The organism is Hydrogenovibrio kuenenii DSM 12350 (genome assembly GCF_000526715.1).
Taxonomy (GTDB): domain Bacteria; phylum Pseudomonadota; class Gammaproteobacteria; order Thiomicrospirales; family Thiomicrospiraceae; genus Hydrogenovibrio; species Hydrogenovibrio kuenenii.
Genome location: NZ_JAGP01000001.1, coordinates 1,404,530 through 1,420,712, shown reverse-complemented (window position 1 = coordinate 1,420,712; position 16,183 = coordinate 1,404,530). Strand labels below are relative to the sequence as shown.

At 38.0% G+C, this 16,183-nt stretch carries 15 protein-coding genes; 14 read left to right on the top strand and 1 reads right to left on the bottom strand.

The window, feature by feature from the left end:
* Positions 1–20 precede the first annotated feature (20 nt).
* Genes N745_RS0106805 through N745_RS0106790 form a run of 4 tightly spaced genes read left to right on the top strand, consistent with a single transcriptional unit; the run spans position 21 to position 3,325 of the window.
* Positions 21–1,151, top strand: a complete 1,131-nt coding sequence (locus N745_RS0106805) for a Gfo/Idh/MocA family protein (RefSeq protein WP_024851376.1) — start codon at positions 21–23, stop codon at positions 1,149–1,151.
* A gap of 35 nt (positions 1,152–1,186) precedes the next feature.
* On the top strand, positions 1,187–1,456 hold the full coding sequence (locus N745_RS0106800) for an acyl carrier protein (protein WP_024851375.1): 270 nt from the start codon (positions 1,187–1,189) through the stop codon (positions 1,454–1,456).
* A 13-nt stretch (positions 1,457–1,469) separates the two neighbouring features.
* The gene (locus N745_RS0106795) at positions 1,470–2,582 is read left to right on the top strand and encodes a hypothetical protein (protein ID WP_024851374.1); all 1,113 of its coding nucleotides are present in this window, start codon (positions 1,470–1,472) and stop codon (positions 2,580–2,582) included.
* Between the two features lie 26 nt (positions 2,583–2,608).
* The gene (locus tag N745_RS0106790; protein WP_038070666.1) at positions 2,609–3,325 is read left to right on the top strand and encodes an acylneuraminate cytidylyltransferase family protein; all 717 of its coding nucleotides are present in this window, start codon (positions 2,609–2,611) and stop codon (positions 3,323–3,325) included.
* An 18-nt stretch (positions 3,326–3,343) separates the two neighbouring features.
* On the opposite strand, the gene N745_RS0106785 is transcribed toward N745_RS0106790, so the two are convergent.
* On the bottom strand, positions 3,344–5,890 hold the full coding sequence (locus N745_RS0106785; protein ID WP_024851372.1) for a 6-hydroxymethylpterin diphosphokinase MptE-like protein: 2,547 nt from the start codon (positions 5,888–5,890) through the stop codon (positions 3,344–3,346).
* A gap of 33 nt (positions 5,891–5,923) precedes the next feature.
* Here N745_RS0106785 and N745_RS0106780 point away from each other — a divergent pair, with 33 nt between their 5' ends.
* From N745_RS0106780 to N745_RS0106735, 10 genes are all read left to right on the top strand, one after another.
* Entirely contained in the window at positions 5,924–6,145 is a 222-nt protein-coding gene (locus N745_RS0106780; RefSeq protein WP_024851371.1) for a hypothetical protein, read from the top strand.
* Positions 6,146–6,206: 61 nt separating this feature from the next.
* A complete protein-coding gene (locus N745_RS0106775) occupies positions 6,207–6,656 on the top strand; it encodes a flagellar protein FlaG (RefSeq protein ID WP_024851370.1) in 450 nt (149 codons plus the stop codon).
* A gap of 393 nt (positions 6,657–7,049) precedes the next feature.
* Positions 7,050–7,868, top strand: coding sequence for a flagellin N-terminal helical domain-containing protein (locus N745_RS0106770; RefSeq protein ID WP_024851369.1), 819 nt, complete (start codon positions 7,050–7,052; stop codon positions 7,866–7,868).
* Positions 7,869–8,298: 430 nt separating this feature from the next.
* Positions 8,299–9,117: a flagellin N-terminal helical domain-containing protein gene (locus N745_RS0106765; protein ID WP_024851368.1), complete on the top strand. Its 819-nt coding sequence runs from the start codon at positions 8,299–8,301 to the stop codon at positions 9,115–9,117.
* Positions 9,118–9,680: 563 nt separating this feature from the next.
* Entirely contained in the window at positions 9,681–10,496 is an 816-nt protein-coding gene (locus tag N745_RS0106760) for a flagellin N-terminal helical domain-containing protein (RefSeq protein ID WP_024851367.1), read from the top strand.
* Between the two features lie 576 nt (positions 10,497–11,072).
* Positions 11,073–11,888, top strand: coding sequence for a flagellin N-terminal helical domain-containing protein (locus N745_RS0106755; RefSeq protein ID WP_024851367.1), 816 nt, complete (start codon positions 11,073–11,075; stop codon positions 11,886–11,888).
* 207 nt (positions 11,889–12,095) lie between these two features.
* Complete coding sequence (gene fliD, locus N745_RS0106750) at positions 12,096–14,120, top strand: flagellar filament capping protein FliD (RefSeq protein ID WP_024851366.1); 2,025 nt, start codon at positions 12,096–12,098, stop codon at positions 14,118–14,120.
* A 78-nt stretch (positions 14,121–14,198) separates the two neighbouring features.
* Entirely contained in the window at positions 14,199–14,648 is a 450-nt protein-coding gene (gene fliS, locus N745_RS0106745; protein WP_024851365.1) for a flagellar export chaperone FliS, read from the top strand.
* A gap of 2 nt (positions 14,649–14,650) precedes the next feature.
* Positions 14,651–14,947, top strand: coding sequence for a flagellar protein FliT (locus N745_RS0106740; protein WP_024851364.1), 297 nt, complete (start codon positions 14,651–14,653; stop codon positions 14,945–14,947).
* Positions 14,948–15,058: 111 nt separating this feature from the next.
* A complete protein-coding gene (locus N745_RS0106735; protein ID WP_024851363.1) occupies positions 15,059–16,171 on the top strand; it encodes a sigma-54 interaction domain-containing protein in 1,113 nt (370 codons plus the stop codon).
* Positions 16,172–16,183 lie beyond the last annotated feature (12 nt).

Below are 16,183 nucleotides of genomic sequence, written 5' to 3'. Positions count from 1 at the left end.
AAACGAGGGAGTTAGCTAGAATGGCCGCATTCAAAATCGGTTTTATTGGTGGTGGATTATCATCTGCTATTGGGCAAACGCATTATAGTGCCAGCCGTTTGGATGGGCACTGGGATTTAGTAGCGGGCGCTTTTAGCCGTCACCATGATATCAACCAACAAACCGCAGAAGCATGGCATATTGATCCAGAGCGCGTGTATGACCATTGGTTGGATTTTGTCGAAGCCGAACAGGATAATCTGGATGCGGTTGTGGTGTTGACACCAACGCCTAACCATACTGAAATTTTGTGCGAATTGTTGAGAAGAGATATTCCGATTATTTGTGAAAAAGCTTTGGTATCTTCGTTAGAACAGTTGAATGAAGTGAAAAAGTTTTATGATCCTAAACGCCATTTTTTACTGGTCACATTTAATTACAGCGGTTACCCAATGGTGCGTGAGTTGCAGGAAAAAATCCAGAAGGGTGAGTTGGGTAATGTGCAGCAAATACACTTGGAAATGCCTCAAGAAGGTTTCGTACGACCACCGGATATTGCCGGAAAATCTGCGCCACCACAAAGTTGGCGATTGCAAGATGGCATTATCCCGACAATATGTTTGGATCTGGGGGTTCATTTACATCATCTAATGACCTTTATGATTCATGAAGAGCCGAAAGAGTTGATGTCAGAGTTTGATCATTATTCTCCTTATGCAACCATCATCGATAATGTCAAAATGTGGATGAAATTCGATAGTGGTAAATCTGCCAGTTTTTGGATGAGTAAAACAGCAATTGGTAGCCGAAACGGTTTGAAGCTTCGTGTTTATGGCGATAAAGGCACGGCTGAATGGGTACAGATATTACCGGAAGAATTGTCGTTTTCTAATATCAACGGTATTCACACTAAAATCGACCGTGGCAGTAAGTACGGAGTGTCTTCCGAGGGTCGTTATAATCGTATGAAAGTGGGGCATCCGTCTGGGTTTATAGAGGCTTTTGCTAACCTGTACCATGACTTTGCTGAGGCACTGGCACAATGGAAAGAAACAGGAAAAATCGAGAATCCTTATGTTTACGGTTTGGAACATGCGGAGTTCGGACTGAAACTTTTTCACCAAGCTAGAAAATCGGATGATGAAAAGCGCTGGGTTGAATTAGAAGAATAAGATAAAAAGAATACGGAAAAAAGTTGGGAAAAAGCATGTCAGAAAAGATTGCAAAAGAACAAGTTGTTGAGTTTATTAAGAACTGGATAGCTGAACATAAGGGGCTGGATATTGAAGCATTAGATAAAGATGAACATATGTTTCAAGCTGGCTACCTTGATTCATTGGGGTTGTTCAGATTGATATTTGATGTTGAATCAGAGTTTGATGTCGAATTCGATCAAAGTGAACTATTTTGTTCTGGTGCAACCAGTATTGATTCTCTAGGTGATGCGATGGCGCAAACTGCGGTCAACGTGGCTTAAAGGAGCAATAGCAATGTCGACCCTATCTTTTTCCATTGCTCGTATTCATGATGCGCCAGCAATTATGCAGTTTATGGATGCGCATTGGCGGAAAGGGCATGTGTTGTCCTGGAGCCGAGAATTGTTGTTAAAAGATTTTCAGGATGAGCAAAATCCAAATCAATTAAATATCGGGTTGGTAAAAGATTCTCAAGGCGAACTTTTAGGGTTATTTGGTTTTATGCTTTATAACCAATCTGAGCTACCGGATATGGCGGGTTCTTTGTGGAAAATTACTGACGAGGCGCAAAAGCAATATCCAATGTTGGGAATTCAGTTACGTAATTTTGTTATTAAAACCATTCCCCATCGTTTTTTTGCCGCACCGGGCGCAGGCTTACAAACGCAAACCATTTATCAGGTAATTCGTATGAACTGGCATCGTATGCAGCAGTTCTTCTATGTAAATCCAACGTTATACGATTATCATTTAGTGACGTCCGAACATCTAAAAAAATTACCTCTTCAAGCCGAATCCTCAGTTAACGTAACTTTGACCCTAGTTCAACAGGAAACAGCAGCGGAACAACTTTCGTTATTTGATTTTTCAGCATATTCTCATATAGTGCCATTTAAAGATCAATCTTATGTGCAGAGACGTTTTTTCGATTACCCTTTTTACGACTATGATGTATACCTAGTACAACGCAAAAGAGATGATGACCCCAGCCTGGTAGATTTTGATGCTGAAAATCCGGTTGAAAATCTTGTGGTGTGTCGCAGAGCCGTGGCAAGAGTAGATGAAGATAATGAGAGTTCTTTAAAAGCCAGCGCTTATCGTATAGTTGATTTTTATGGTGAAGAAGCTTTAGTGCCTGATATTATGAAAGCGCTAGAACAGAAAATAATTGAAGCGGGTGATGAATATTTAGACTTTATCTGTGAAGGCTTTGATGAAGATCTAATGAAGCAGGGCGGAATGAAATCCTTAGATTTCGATTCAGAAGAATGGATTGTGCCGAATTTTTTTGAACCTTTGTTGAAGAAGAGCGTGCCTGTTTATTGTGTATCGGATAAAACTGATCAGCACTTCAGGCAATGTAAGGCGGATGGGGATCAAGACCGACCTAACGGTGTAGTTCTTTAATCATAAAAATTATAAGAGATAAGAGTATGAAGGTTTTAGCACTGATTCCAGCAAGGCAAGGTAGTAAACGTTTGCCAAATAAGAATATTAAAATGCTTGCAGGTAAGCCTTTGATTGCTTGGACGATTGAAGCAGCACTGGCTTCTGATCTGGTGAAAGACCGTATGATGGATGTGTTTGTTTCAACTGATTCGGAAGAAATTGCTGACATTGCTCGTGAACATGGTGCAAAGGTTCCTTTTCTTCGCCCGGATGAACTGGCTTCTGATACGGCCTCAACCAAAGATGCCATTACGCATGCATTGAAAACTTTAAAAGAGATGGGACAAGAGTATGATTGTTTGATATTACTTCAACCAACTTCTCCTTTACGTCAATCTTTCCACATAGATGAAGCTTTTGCGTTGTTTCTTGACAAGGATGCGGAGTCGGTGACTTCTGTATCAGAGCTGGAGCACCCTATTGAATGGACAATGACCTTGGAGGATGATCTGAAACTAGATAACTTCTTTCAAGAAAATGCAGAAGCCTTAAAAACGCGCAGTCAGGATCTACCAACACGATATCGTTTAAACGGGGCATTGGTCATTCATAAAACAAAGACTTTCTTTGCTGATCAAGTCTTACCACAGCAGAAGGATGTCTATGCTTATGTTATGGAACGCAAATATGCTGTGGATATTGACGAATTGGCGGATTTTCAATACGCGGAGTATTTTGTAACCCACCAACACCTACTTTAACATCAAGTTTTTTTGATGTTATTGCTTATTGTTTATTAGAGATATAAGCTCATTAGCGATAGTATTATCGGGTTCTAATTCTTTAATTTTATCAATGATTTTGAGCGCTTCATCTAAAATATTAAGATGTATTAGTAGTTTAGCTAACTTGATCCACGCAGCCGTATCATCTTCATGTTTTTCAAGGTAGTGTGAGTAAATGGCAACGGCATCAGCACCTTGATTGATGGCAGCCATAATATCAGCATAGGCGATGTAGTATTCATCAGAGAAATGCGTGAGCACCTCTAGTGCGTTTAAGGCATTTTCGTAATCTTTTTTCGATAAGGTGATATTAACAATTTGCCCTAATGCTGTAACAAGGATGCGTTTGTCGTTAACTTGTACATAGGCATCTAGTGCTTCATCGGGCATACCTTGCATTTCATACAAAAAGCCACTTCCTAAGAAGTGCAGGTGTTTAAATTGATTGTCAGAATCACCTGGATTTTCTTTAGAGGCCTCTTCAGGCTCGGACTGAAGCTTGAGTTCTTCTTCATCACTTTTTTCTTTTATGTAATTGACGAGTTCAGCAAGCTCGGTTTCGCGTTGTTCTCTAAAGAATTGGAGCAATTGATTGTATAAAAATCTAGGGTTAGAGCCACTAGATTTGATGTCAGCGCTGAGCTTGGTTTCTGTGCGAGCGAGTTCTTTCTGGAATGTATCGAGTAAGTTATTGACTTCATTTCTTTGCTCTGGATTTAGATCATCAAGTGTTAATCCATTCATAGCTAACCAAACACGTGTGCGTCCAGGTTCATCGAAAGCGTTCCAGCCCTCAATCAATTTGTTGAAGGATTTTGTCCCCTTTGTTTCTTCCATGCGATGATTGATGCGTCGAATAGCGTCTTCAATAGATTGTTTTAGTGGGGTACTGGATTGAATCATGCCATCGAAATAATGAATGAATGATGATTTAATTTCATCTTTATCCATATCTTCGTTATCAATAGAAGGGTCCATAAAGTCTTTATAGGATTTTATGGAGTAATTGAAAACAAACTCTGCGTGTTCACCTAGTGTTTGGTCAAGCTCATCTTTAATATTAATAAGTTTCTGGGTGAGATAATCAGTTTCACTAAGGTCTTTAAAGAGTTTTTTAGCGTACTTCTTGCCTTCCTTGGAAAGTTTAGTCGCATCTCGACAAATATTACGTATCTCCTGGCAATAGCCTTTAGCCAACTTTAGATGCTTTTTGTATTTATTCATATCAAACTCAAGCGTTTGGTGAATAGAATCCATTACTTTCAGTTTAGTTTGTTTGGGAAGTTCTATATTTTCTACTTGTTGATAGGAAACTCTGTCAAGTTTCGCTGATTCAAGGCCAATGGAAAAAAAAGTGTTACCAAAAGTTTGTTCAGCAACTTCTACTAAGTTTTCCATCGCGCTTTTAGCGTTAGCAAATGCTGGTGTTGTTCCTGCAATTCGGCCGGAGTATGTTTCTACACGAATATTTGCTTCTCGCGTAAATTTACCTGACTGCGATTCAAGACTGCTTGACTCGTGTGTTTTCCCTGATGCACTATGGCAGAAATCAACTCCTGAAAATATAACTTGTTTTGAACCTAAATAAGCAGCAACAGAGGTCATTGTGTTTGTTACAGTTGGACCAAAAATATTTAAATTGTCTTTTTGAAAGTGATTACTATCCATCCAAGGATAAGTGTTTCCTAGATAAGCGGATTTTCCAGGCCATTCAGCTAATATTTTTGAATTAACATTGTTTGCATTAACCAAAATTGCGTTTTCAGTGTTTTCTAGAATTCCTTTACTGTTGTCATAACTGACATCGTTTGGGTCAACGCTGACAAAGAAGTCTGGTTGTATTTTTTCTTTTCTAAGACGATTGGCTATTCGCGCAGCTGCAAAGATGATTAAGTATTCTTGGTTGTCTCGTATCCAGTCAATATTATCATCAAGAGTTGGACCACCACCAAGGATAATAGACGTATAGCTTTTTAAGTAATTTTTTATGTTGGCGGTTGGTAGATAATTGAGCGCAACGTTTCTAAGTTGACTGTCAACGAAAATATTATTTACAAAAACTCCAATTTCGCTTTGGTTGTAAAGTGTAAAACGTTCGTTTATATCTTCCCAAATCTCTTTATAGATATCGCAATACCCATCAATTACCCCTAAAGAACGCAATAGTTTGTAACGTTGGTGGGTAGTGTAGTGAATATGTTTGTCTAGAATCTCATGTAGCGGTGCATCATAAGCTTCAACATCAATTAGGTCCGAATCAACCTCTATATTGTCTTCAATGTACTCAATCATTTCAGGTGTTTCTAAGAAAAGATAATGACGACCTTTATCTGCATGGTATTTTTGTATGTAAGGAATTAGCAGACCTGAATCAGAACCAACAATAATGTACAACGTCTTTTCTTGGTCTAACATTTCATTAAAGATTCGATTGAAGGTAGCGCTGGAGCCTACGTTATCGAAAGCAGTATGATTAATTTGTTGAAAATACTGGTCGCCAAAAGCGTTTGAATAGATGTTGGTAGTGTCGATACTTTTCATAGAATTCTTCTAGTTATTTATGAGCATTTAATTTTGCAAGAAGACCTTATATTTAAAGGCTTTAAAAGCAGTAACAGAAAGTATGCCAAAAAAAAATTAAAAAAAACTAAATTTTTTTCTAAAGATATAGTTAAGCCTGCCGTTACAGAGTTTGAGAAGTTGTTCTCTAGTGTTTTACACGATATGTTTAGTTTGGAATTGGAAAACAACTTTATAGAAGTTAAAAATAAATTGAATTTTAACGAAAAAAGTTGACCTTACGACTATAAGTGTAGGAAACTAAATATGAATTCTATTTTGATTGTAGGCTATTGTTATGAATACTATACAAAACTCAATCTCCATAGACAGTCAATATAAAACTGTTGACTCTGGAGCGACGCAGAAAGGGTCTGTGTTAGCGGATAATAGTAAAGCTGCTCAAGTTAGTGTGCCTGCAAATTCTGCGGCTAAAGCTACGAGTACGTCAACTGGTTCTGATAGAGAGCAGAAAGCATTAGACGTTTTGAACAAAAAGTTATCTCAGTTGAATAGTGACTATATGATGTTCAAAAAAGATAAAGGCACGGGACTTAGCGTTTTTGAACTGGTAGATTCGTCAACGCATAAAGTGATTAAGCAGTACCCCTCTGAAGAGTTTTTGAATATGTCGAAGCGTCTGGGTGAATACTTGGATAGAGTTTTGGCTAATCAAAAACAGGGAATAGATTTGGCAAACAATACCTCTGGAAGTAGTGTAGGGAATATTATTAGCCAAACTGTTTAATAGTTCTTTTAAATGAAAAGTACGTTGTACTAGATTAATTTTTTAAAGCGCAAATTACTTGGAAGGTATTTTGCGCTTTTTTATTTCTACATTCCTATCTCATTTTCTATTTTATAAGTTTGGCTAAAGCACCTTTAGTTATGCAAATATTTTATTTTGACTTGATTGAACTGTAAATTATCAGCTGTTTAGATTGATAGTCTAACTTTTTAAGCCGTTGTTTTTATTAAGTAAAGTTATAGTTTTTTATATTTTTAATATTTCTATTCAAGTTTTCAGTTGATCTCCCGATAACTTAGTTGAAAGGAAAAGGTTATAAATACTGAATTAGCGTGAAGTGTCTAGAACCTAGAAAGTTTAGCTATATTAAGTAACCACTTGGGAGTAAGTATTATGGCTTTGGTAATTAACACAAATCTGAGTGCTGATAATGCAGTACGTCTATTGAATAAATCACAAGCTCAAATGTCTACCTCTATGGAACGTTTGACATCTGGTTTACGTATCAACAAAACAGCCGATGACGCAGCTGGTAAAGCTGTTGCAACTCAAATGACAGAGCAAATTAGAGGGACAACTCAAGCGGTTAGAAACGCTAATGATGGTATCTCTTTGATTCAAACTGTTGATGGGGCCGCTGAAGAAACAGTTAACATGTTACAGCGTATTCGAGAGTTGGCAATCCAATCAACAAACGGTACTTATACCTCTGCTCAGCGTAGTCAAATGGATACGGAAGTTTCTCAGCTTAAAGCGGAAATTAATCGTGTTGCCAGTACCACCAAATTTAACGGTGTAAGTTTGATGGCATCAACCAAAACGATTTCTATTTGGGCTGGTTGGGAAACAGGTTCTGGAAATATGATTAAGATTTCTTTGAGTGGGATGAATGCTTCTCAATTGAAGGTATCGGGGAATGTTGCAACTCAGTCAGGAGCTTTGAAGCTTGCTTCACAAGCAAAAGTTGCGATCAGTTATGTGACGAAAATCCGTTCTAAATTCGGTGCGGCACAAAACCGTCTAGACTACACGATTTCAAACTTGCAGAATGTTAACCAAAACATCACTGCTGCGAGAAGTCAGATTCAAGATGCGAACTTTGCGGCAGAAAGTGCGAACTTGGCAAGAACACAAATCTTGCAACAAGCTGGTATGAGTATGTTGTCTCAGGCAAATCAATCTCAGCAAAACGTACTCAGTCTATTAAGATAAGTACTAAAGTTAGTCAAAGCCGGAGGCGACTCCGGCAGACTAATTCTCTCTTTGATTTGATATCAATTTTGTTAAACCCTATTTGTGTTTGTTTTTAACAATAAAAACCAAGACAAATAGTGTATTTAATGTATTTCAATCACTAATTAATGAATTAAAAATTAATAAGAAAGATTTAATAAAAAATAAGATTTTATTTTTTAATACAAGATTTTAAAGTTTCCCTTGTGTGTTAACGGTATTGCTCAGAAATGACATGCCGTTTTTTTTTTGCATTTTTTATTTATTTTTTAACAATTCTGTTCAAGTTTTCAGTTGATCTCCCGATAACTTAGTTGAAAGGAAAAGGTTATAAATACTGAATTAGCGTGAAGTGTCTAAAACCTAGAAAGTTTAGCTATATATAAGTAACCACTTGGGAGTAAGTATTATGGCTTTGGTAATTAACACAAATCTGAGTGCTGATAATGCAGTACGTCTATTGAATAAATCACAAGCTCAAATGTCTACCTCTATGGAACGTTTGACATCTGGTTTACGTATCAACAAAACAGCCGATGACGCAGCTGGTAAAGCTGTTGCAACTCAAATGACAGAGCAAATTAGAGGGACAACTCAAGCGGTTAGAAACGCTAATGATGGTATCTCTTTGATTCAAACTGTTGATGGGGCTGCTGAAGAAACAGTTAACATGTTACAACGCGTTCGAGAGCTGGCAATCCAATCAACAAACGGTACTTATACCTCTGCTCAGCGTAGTCAAATGGATACGGAAGTTTCTCAGCTTAAAGCGGAAATTAATCGTGTTGCCAGTACCACCAAATTTAACGGTGTAAGTTTGATGGCATCAACCAAAACGATTTCTATTTGGGCTGGTTGGGAAACAGGCTCTGGAAATATGATTAAGATTTCTTTGAGTGGGATGAATGCTTCTCAATTGAAGGTATCAGGAAATGTTAGAACTCAGTCAGGCGCGCTGGCACTGGCTTCACAAGCAAAAGTTGCGATCAGTTATGTGACGAAAATCCGTTCTAAATTCGGTGCGGCACAAAACCGTCTAGACTACACGATTTCAAACTTGCAGAATGTTAACCAAAACATCACTGCTGCGAGAAGTCAGATTCAAGATGCGAACTTTGCGGCAGAAAGTGCGAACTTGGCAAGAACACAAATCTTGCAACAAGCTGGTATGAGTATGTTGTCTCAGGCAAATCAATCTCAGCAAAACGTACTCAGTCTATTAAGATAAGTACTAAAGTTAGTCAAAGCCGGAGGCGACTCCGGCAGACTAATTCTCTCTTTGATTTGATATCAATTTTGTTAAACCCTATTTGTGTTTGTTTTTAACAATAAAAACCAAGACAAATAGTGTATTTAATGTATTTCAATCACTAATTAATGAATTAAAAATTAATAAGAAAGATTTAATAAAAAATAAGATTTTATTTTTTAATACAAGATTTTAAAGTTTCCCTTGTGTGTTAACGGTATTGCTCAGAAATGACATGCCGTTTTTTTTACATTTTTTTGCAGATTTTGTCTTAATCCAAGTCGTAAAGATATTCTTTTTCTATGTCCGGCAGAATTTGCCGTTTTAAGATTCTTCATTCTTCTAAAACCACTGAGACGTAGGTCTAGAGTTCAATATTTCTTCAGTCATTTCTATACAGCTGAAAATTAATCTATTTTTTTGTAAAAAAACATTAAAGCATTTCAGTTGCTGCCGATAAATTGAATTGAAGGCAACAAAGAGTGCCTCAAATTATAAATATATATAAAAAGATACACACAACACACACAAGGAGAATCACCATGTTAGTGATCAATACTAATATATCTGCAGAAAATGCAGTACGTTTGTTAAGTAAATCTCAAGCTCAGATGAATACCTCTATGGAGCGTTTGACGTCTGGTTTGCGTATTAATAAAACAGCCGATGACGCAGCTGGTAAAGCGGTTGCAACTCAAATGACTACTCAGATCAGAGGAACGAGTCAAGCGATTCGAAACGCTAATGACGGTATTGCTCTGGTTCAAACCATTGATGGTGCAGCTGAAGAAACAGTGAATATGCTACAGCGTATTCGAGAGTTAGCGGTACAGTCAACAAACGGAACCTATTCATCAGCTCAACGTAGCCAGATGAACGGAGAAGTGTCTCAGCTTAAATTAGAAATTAACCGTATTGCCAGTACCACCAAATTTAACGGTGTAAGTTTGATGGCATCAACCAAAACGATTTCGTTGTGGGTTGGTTGGGAAACCAATTCAGGAAATGCGATTAAAATTTCTGTAAGTGGTATGGATGCTTCAACATTAGGTGTATCCGGGAACATTCTTACTCAGGCCGCAGCGTTAAGTACGATGTCTCAAGTGACTAAAGCATTGAGTGTTATAACGAAGGTTCGTTCGAGATTTGGTGCTGTACAAAACCGATTAGATTATACGGTTTCGAACTTGCAGAACGTGAACGAAAACATTATGGCGGCAAGAAGTCAGGTTCAAGATGCTGACTTTGCGGCAGAAAGTGCGAACTTGGCAAGAACACAAATCTTGCAACAAGCTGGTATGAGTATGTTGTCTCAGGCAAATCAGTCCCAACAGAATGTGCTCAGTTTATTGAAGTAGCTTTAACCTAAAAGTCGGAATGCTGTTTAATAGTCAGTATTCCGGCAATCAACCTGGTTGTCACTTTGAGGGTTGATGTATCAAATTTTAAGAAGCTCTAGAGGTTTAGAGATTTGATACATCAATGTTGAAAGTTTTAGTTAAGATCTATAAAACTAAATGTTTAGCATTGATAGGAAATGAGAGAAAACACTTTGTAAATAATAACGAAGGTTATATCATAATAGTCTAGGAAGTTTTCCTTGTGTGTTAACGGCATTGCTCAGAAATGACATGCCGTTTTTTTTTACATTTTTTTGGTGGGTCTCGTCTTAATCCAAGTCGTAAATATATTCTTTTTCTATGTCCGGCAGAATTTGCCGTTTTAAGATTTTTCATTCTTCTAAAACCACTGAAAAGTAGGTCTTGAATTCAATATTTTTTAATTAATCTCTAAGTTATTGAAAAATAATCTATTTTTTTTGTAAAAAACATTAAAGCATTTCAATTTCTGCCGATAAATTAAATTGAAGGCAACAAAGAGTGCCTCAAATAAATATATAAAAAAATACACACACACACGCAAGGAGAATCACCATGTTAGTGATCAATACTAATATATCTGCAGAAAATGCAGTACGTTTGTTAAGTAAATCTCAAGCTCAGATGAATACCTCTATGGAGCGTTTGACGTCTGGTTTGCGTATTAATAAAACAGCCGATGACGCAGCTGGTAAAGCGGTTGCAACTCAAATGACTACTCAGATCAGAGGAACGAGTCAAGCGATTCGAAACGCTAATGACGGTATTGCTCTGGTTCAAACCATTGATGGTGCAGCTGAAGAAACAGTGAATATGCTACAGCGTATTCGAGAGTTAGCGGTACAGTCAACAAACGGAACCTATTCATCAGCTCAACGTAGCCAGATGAACGGAGAAGTGTCTCAGCTTAAATTAGAAATTAACCGTATTGCCAGTACCACCAAATTTAACGGTGTAAGTTTGATGGCATCAACCAAAACGATTTCGTTGTGGGTTGGTTGGGAAACCAATTCAGGAAATGCGATTAAAATTTCTGTAAGTGGTATGGATGCTTCAACATTAGGTGTATCCGGGAACATTCTTACTCAGGCCGCAGCGTTAAGTACGATGTCTCAAGTGACTAAAGCATTGAGTGTTATAACGAAGGTTCGTTCGAGATTTGGTGCTGTACAAAACCGATTAGATTATACGGTTTCGAACTTGCAGAACGTGAACGAAAACATTATGGCGGCAAGAAGTCAGGTTCAAGATGCTGACTTTGCGGCAGAAAGTGCGAACTTGGCAAGAACACAAATCTTGCAACAAGCTGGTATGAGTATGTTGTCTCAGGCAAATCAGTCCCAACAGAATGTGCTCAGTTTATTGAAGTAGAAAAGCCCCTTTTGGGGTTTTTTTATGAGTTGGCTCAGAACTTGTTTGTAAGTTTTCTATTTTTTGAACGGAATAAAGCTTGGAGTCTTTTTATAGCAACTAAAGTTTTACACAGCTTGGCCGATTATAGACATAAGGGCTATAATAAAAAAACTAAAGCTCGGTTAAGTTGTTAGAGGCTTAATATATTGAGACTGGAGAAAAATCATGACAACGAATAGCGATCTTGGCGCCACAATATTAAATTCACTCGGTGCAAACAAGTTTGACGTAAAGTTGATGTCTACAACGTTAGCTAAGGCATATGTTGCTCCGCAGCAGTCAAATTTAGATAGTGAAAATACCAAATACACAACGCAGTTGAGTGGTTTTGATACTTTACAGCAAGCGTTACAAGGGTTTTCTTCTCAAATTTCTGCATTGACATCTTTGACGAGTTTTCAACAAAAATCAGTTACATCTTCAGACCCTAGTGTTATTGATGCCACAGTAACAGGGACTCCTGCTAATTCTAGTGTTCAAGTGGAAGTGCAAAACTTAGCGACAGCTCAGACCCTTGCAACTCCAACAGCATTTTCATCAACAAATTCTGTAATTGGTCAGGGAACGCTCAGTTTTACAGTTGCTGGCACAACGAATAATATCACTATTGATTCATCAAACAATACTCTTACAGGCATTCAGAATGCAGTAAATGCTGCCAATATTGGTGTAAGCGCTAGTGTTGTAAATGTAGGAACTGGATATAAGTTAGTTTTTTCATCAAAAGAAACTGGTGCCAGTAACCAAATGACCGTTTCTGTAACGGGAGATACTGATGGAAATAATACAGATGCATTAGGATTATCACAGTTAATTAACGCCAATATGAATCAGACGATTCCCGCTCAAGATGCAACGATGGTTGTTAATGGTCTTACCGTCAATAGTGCAACTAATGATGCTGCTGGAGTGATTCCTGGCGTGACGTTGAACTTAAAATCAGCAGCCTTGGGTGTAACAAATACGTTGCAAATTGGTTCTGATACAAGCGGTTTAGACAAAAATATTTCAGATTTTGTGGATCTTTATAACTCACTTCAAAGTGTTTTAGGAACGCTTGGATCTTATAGCGCACCGAAGACTGATGCCAGTGGTAACCCTGTACAAGGGGATCAAACAGGTGCATTAAAAGGTGATTCGGCATTAAGGGATATACAGAGTCAGATTAGAGAATCTCTGTTTAACTCGCTTCCAGGTTTAACGGGATCAATTCAATCATTGGCAGATATTGGTATCAAGACTAATCTAGATGGAACTTTGAGTCTTGATAAAACAGCATTGTCAGATGCTTTGGCATCTAACCCTGATGCAGTTGGTAAGTTGTTTGCGGCAAATGCAACATCCACTGACAGTTTGGTTACATATAAAGGTTCAACTGCTGATACAGTAGAAGGATCCTATAATCTAACTGTCAATGTGGCAGCCTCTCAAGCAGCTATAACAGGAGCTGCAACAGCTGGCGGTAATATTACTATTGATAATACAAATAATACTTTGCAAGTAAGTGTAGATGGTAGTAGTTCGGCGACATTGACTTTGGCATCGGGTACTTACACGCCTAATGACTTTGCAACCTTGATGACGCAAGCAATTAACAATGATCCTACGATTAAATCTGGAGGAAGTTCAGTTGCGGTGCAGTATGATACTGCAACACAAGCGTTTACAGTCAATTCAGCAAAGTATGGTTCGTCTTCTACGCTTTCGTTGGATGCGGGAACTTTACTGACTACAGGAGCGGCTGGATTAGCTGTGACATCGCAAGTTACAGGTCAGGATGTGCAGGGGTCATTAGACCAAAATGGTACTTCCTATACTTTTATGGGAGATGGCCAGCACGTAATCATCAACAGTATTTTAGCGGGCTCGCCAAAAGGGTTGGAGCTTAATATTGCAGGTTCACAAACAGGGGCAAGAGGAACAGTTGACTTTAACCGTGGATATGCGGATAAATTGACTAAGCTCTTTTCTGACCTTACTGATTCTACATCAGGTTTGATTGGGACACGTATTTCGAATATACAGACAAAACTAGATGATATTAAACAAAAGCAAACACAGGTGGATGATCGTTACAACCGAATCCTAGCACGCTACCAAATGCAGTTTGGAGCATTGCAATCTTTGTTAAGTAAAATGGATACAACAAAACAGTCTCTTACCGCTTCACTTGCGGGATTAACAAAGTAGCCGTAGTAAGTTAAATTTTTAAAAAAATAAGCGTGTTCGACGTAATTTAACAAGGGAACTCAATAAGGGAATTCAATTATGAACCCAATGATGAAACAGAAGTTTCTAAATCAATATCAGCAAACGTCAATTGAAACGGGGATGGAGAATGCGACTCCGCATAAATTGGTAGTATTGCTATATGATGGTGTCGTTGATGCTTTAGCATTGGTGAAAGGCGCCATAGAGCGAAAAGATTTCCGTATGAAAGCGGACAAGATTAATAAGGCAATTACGCTTGTTGGTGCATTGCGTGTTGGGCTTGATATGGAAAACGGTGGTGATGTTGCAAAGAATTATGCAGATATTTACAGCTATATTAATCAACAGTTACTTCAGGTCAGCTTGAAAAATGATTTGGAAGTCTTGAATCAGCTAGCTGGGCTAGTTAGAGAGCTTCGAGAGAGTTGGGATTTAATGCCTAATAATATGAAGATGGCATCTAAAGAGCAACTAGACAACCTTAAAAAAGTAAAAGTTAATAGCTAACCATGGATAATCAAGTTGTTCAATGTTTGCACCATTCCAAACTTATGCTTATGCATGTGCAAGCTGAGGAATGGGATGCATTTATTTCACTATACCCAGCTTGGGAAGCAGAAATTAATGACTGCTTAATTGTCAGTCCACCTCAATCCGATGCGGAAAGCTTGAAAAAAGTTCTTGCTGAATTGATCGATGATATTGATAAGATTCGTGATCTTGTTAGAGGAAGAATGACTCAGATTGAAGACGAATTTTCTCAAGCTATACAGCAAAAAAAAGCTATGGATGGCTATCTAAAATAACCCTCATCTTCTAAAGATTATTTTTTTAATTTAAAAATCGTGCCAAAATTTTGACATCCCATTAAAAAACCGCTATAAAGTAGACAAAACTCGAAAAAGAATGGCGGCTAGATGTCTCAAGATCTTTTATCCTCACTGGTTGGCAATGGTCCAGCCATGCAACAAGTCAAAAAACTTATTCTACAAGTGGCTAAAACAGATGCCACAGTTCTTATTCTCGGAGAATCTGGTACAGGAAAGGAAGTAGTAGCACAAGCACTACACTCCGTTTCAGCGCGAGCAGATAAACCTTTTATTCCCATTAACTGTGGGGCAATTCCTGGCGAACTCTTAGAGTCCGAATTATTTGGTCATGAAAAGGGTGCGTTTACCGGTGCAATTACGGCTAGAAAAGGGCGTTTTGAAATGGCGGAGAAGGGCACTATTTTTCTAGATGAAATTGGTGATATGCCGTTACCTATGCAGGTTAAGCTTTTAAGGGTTTTGCAAGAAAGAATTTATGAACGTGTTGGTGGGAGTAAAAGTCTTGAATGTGATGTTCGTGTTATTGCAGCCACTCACCGTAATTTAGAAGACAATATTTCTGAAGGTAAGTTCAGGGAAGATTTATTCTATCGATTAAATGTTTTTCCTATTGAAATGCCTGCTCTAAGAGAACGTCCTGAAGATATACCTGATTTGTTTGATTTTATGTTCCAAAAAATCAAAGGTATGAACCGTGAAATTCCTATAGTTTCTGAAAAGGCGATGATTGCACTCCAGCATTATGCTTGGCCGGGAAATGTTAGAGAGTTAGGTAACTTGGCAGAAAGGTTGTCAATTCTTTTTCCTGGGATTTCGGTTGACTATGAGGACTTGCCTGAAAAATATCAGGTAGAACTTCTTGATGATGCTGCTCTTATAAAAGTTGATAATTCGGCTTTGATAGAGAAAGAGACTGCACACGAAACCAGTGCGTCCGTTTTAATGGGTTCTGATCAACAGGGTCAGGAACTGAATGATGATTCTGTTGTTGAGTCAGAGGTAAATTCTGTAAATGGTTTTGGGCCAATGCCGGATTTGGAAACAGGTTTGGATTTGAAGTCTTATTTGGTTGAGATGGAAGTACAGTTAATACAAAAGGCTTTGGCGCAAACTGATGGTAATGTCTCTCAGGCAGCTAAGCTATTACAAACCAATCGAACGACATTGGTTGAAAAAATTCGTAAATTCAATTTGAGCTAATTACTGTAAATC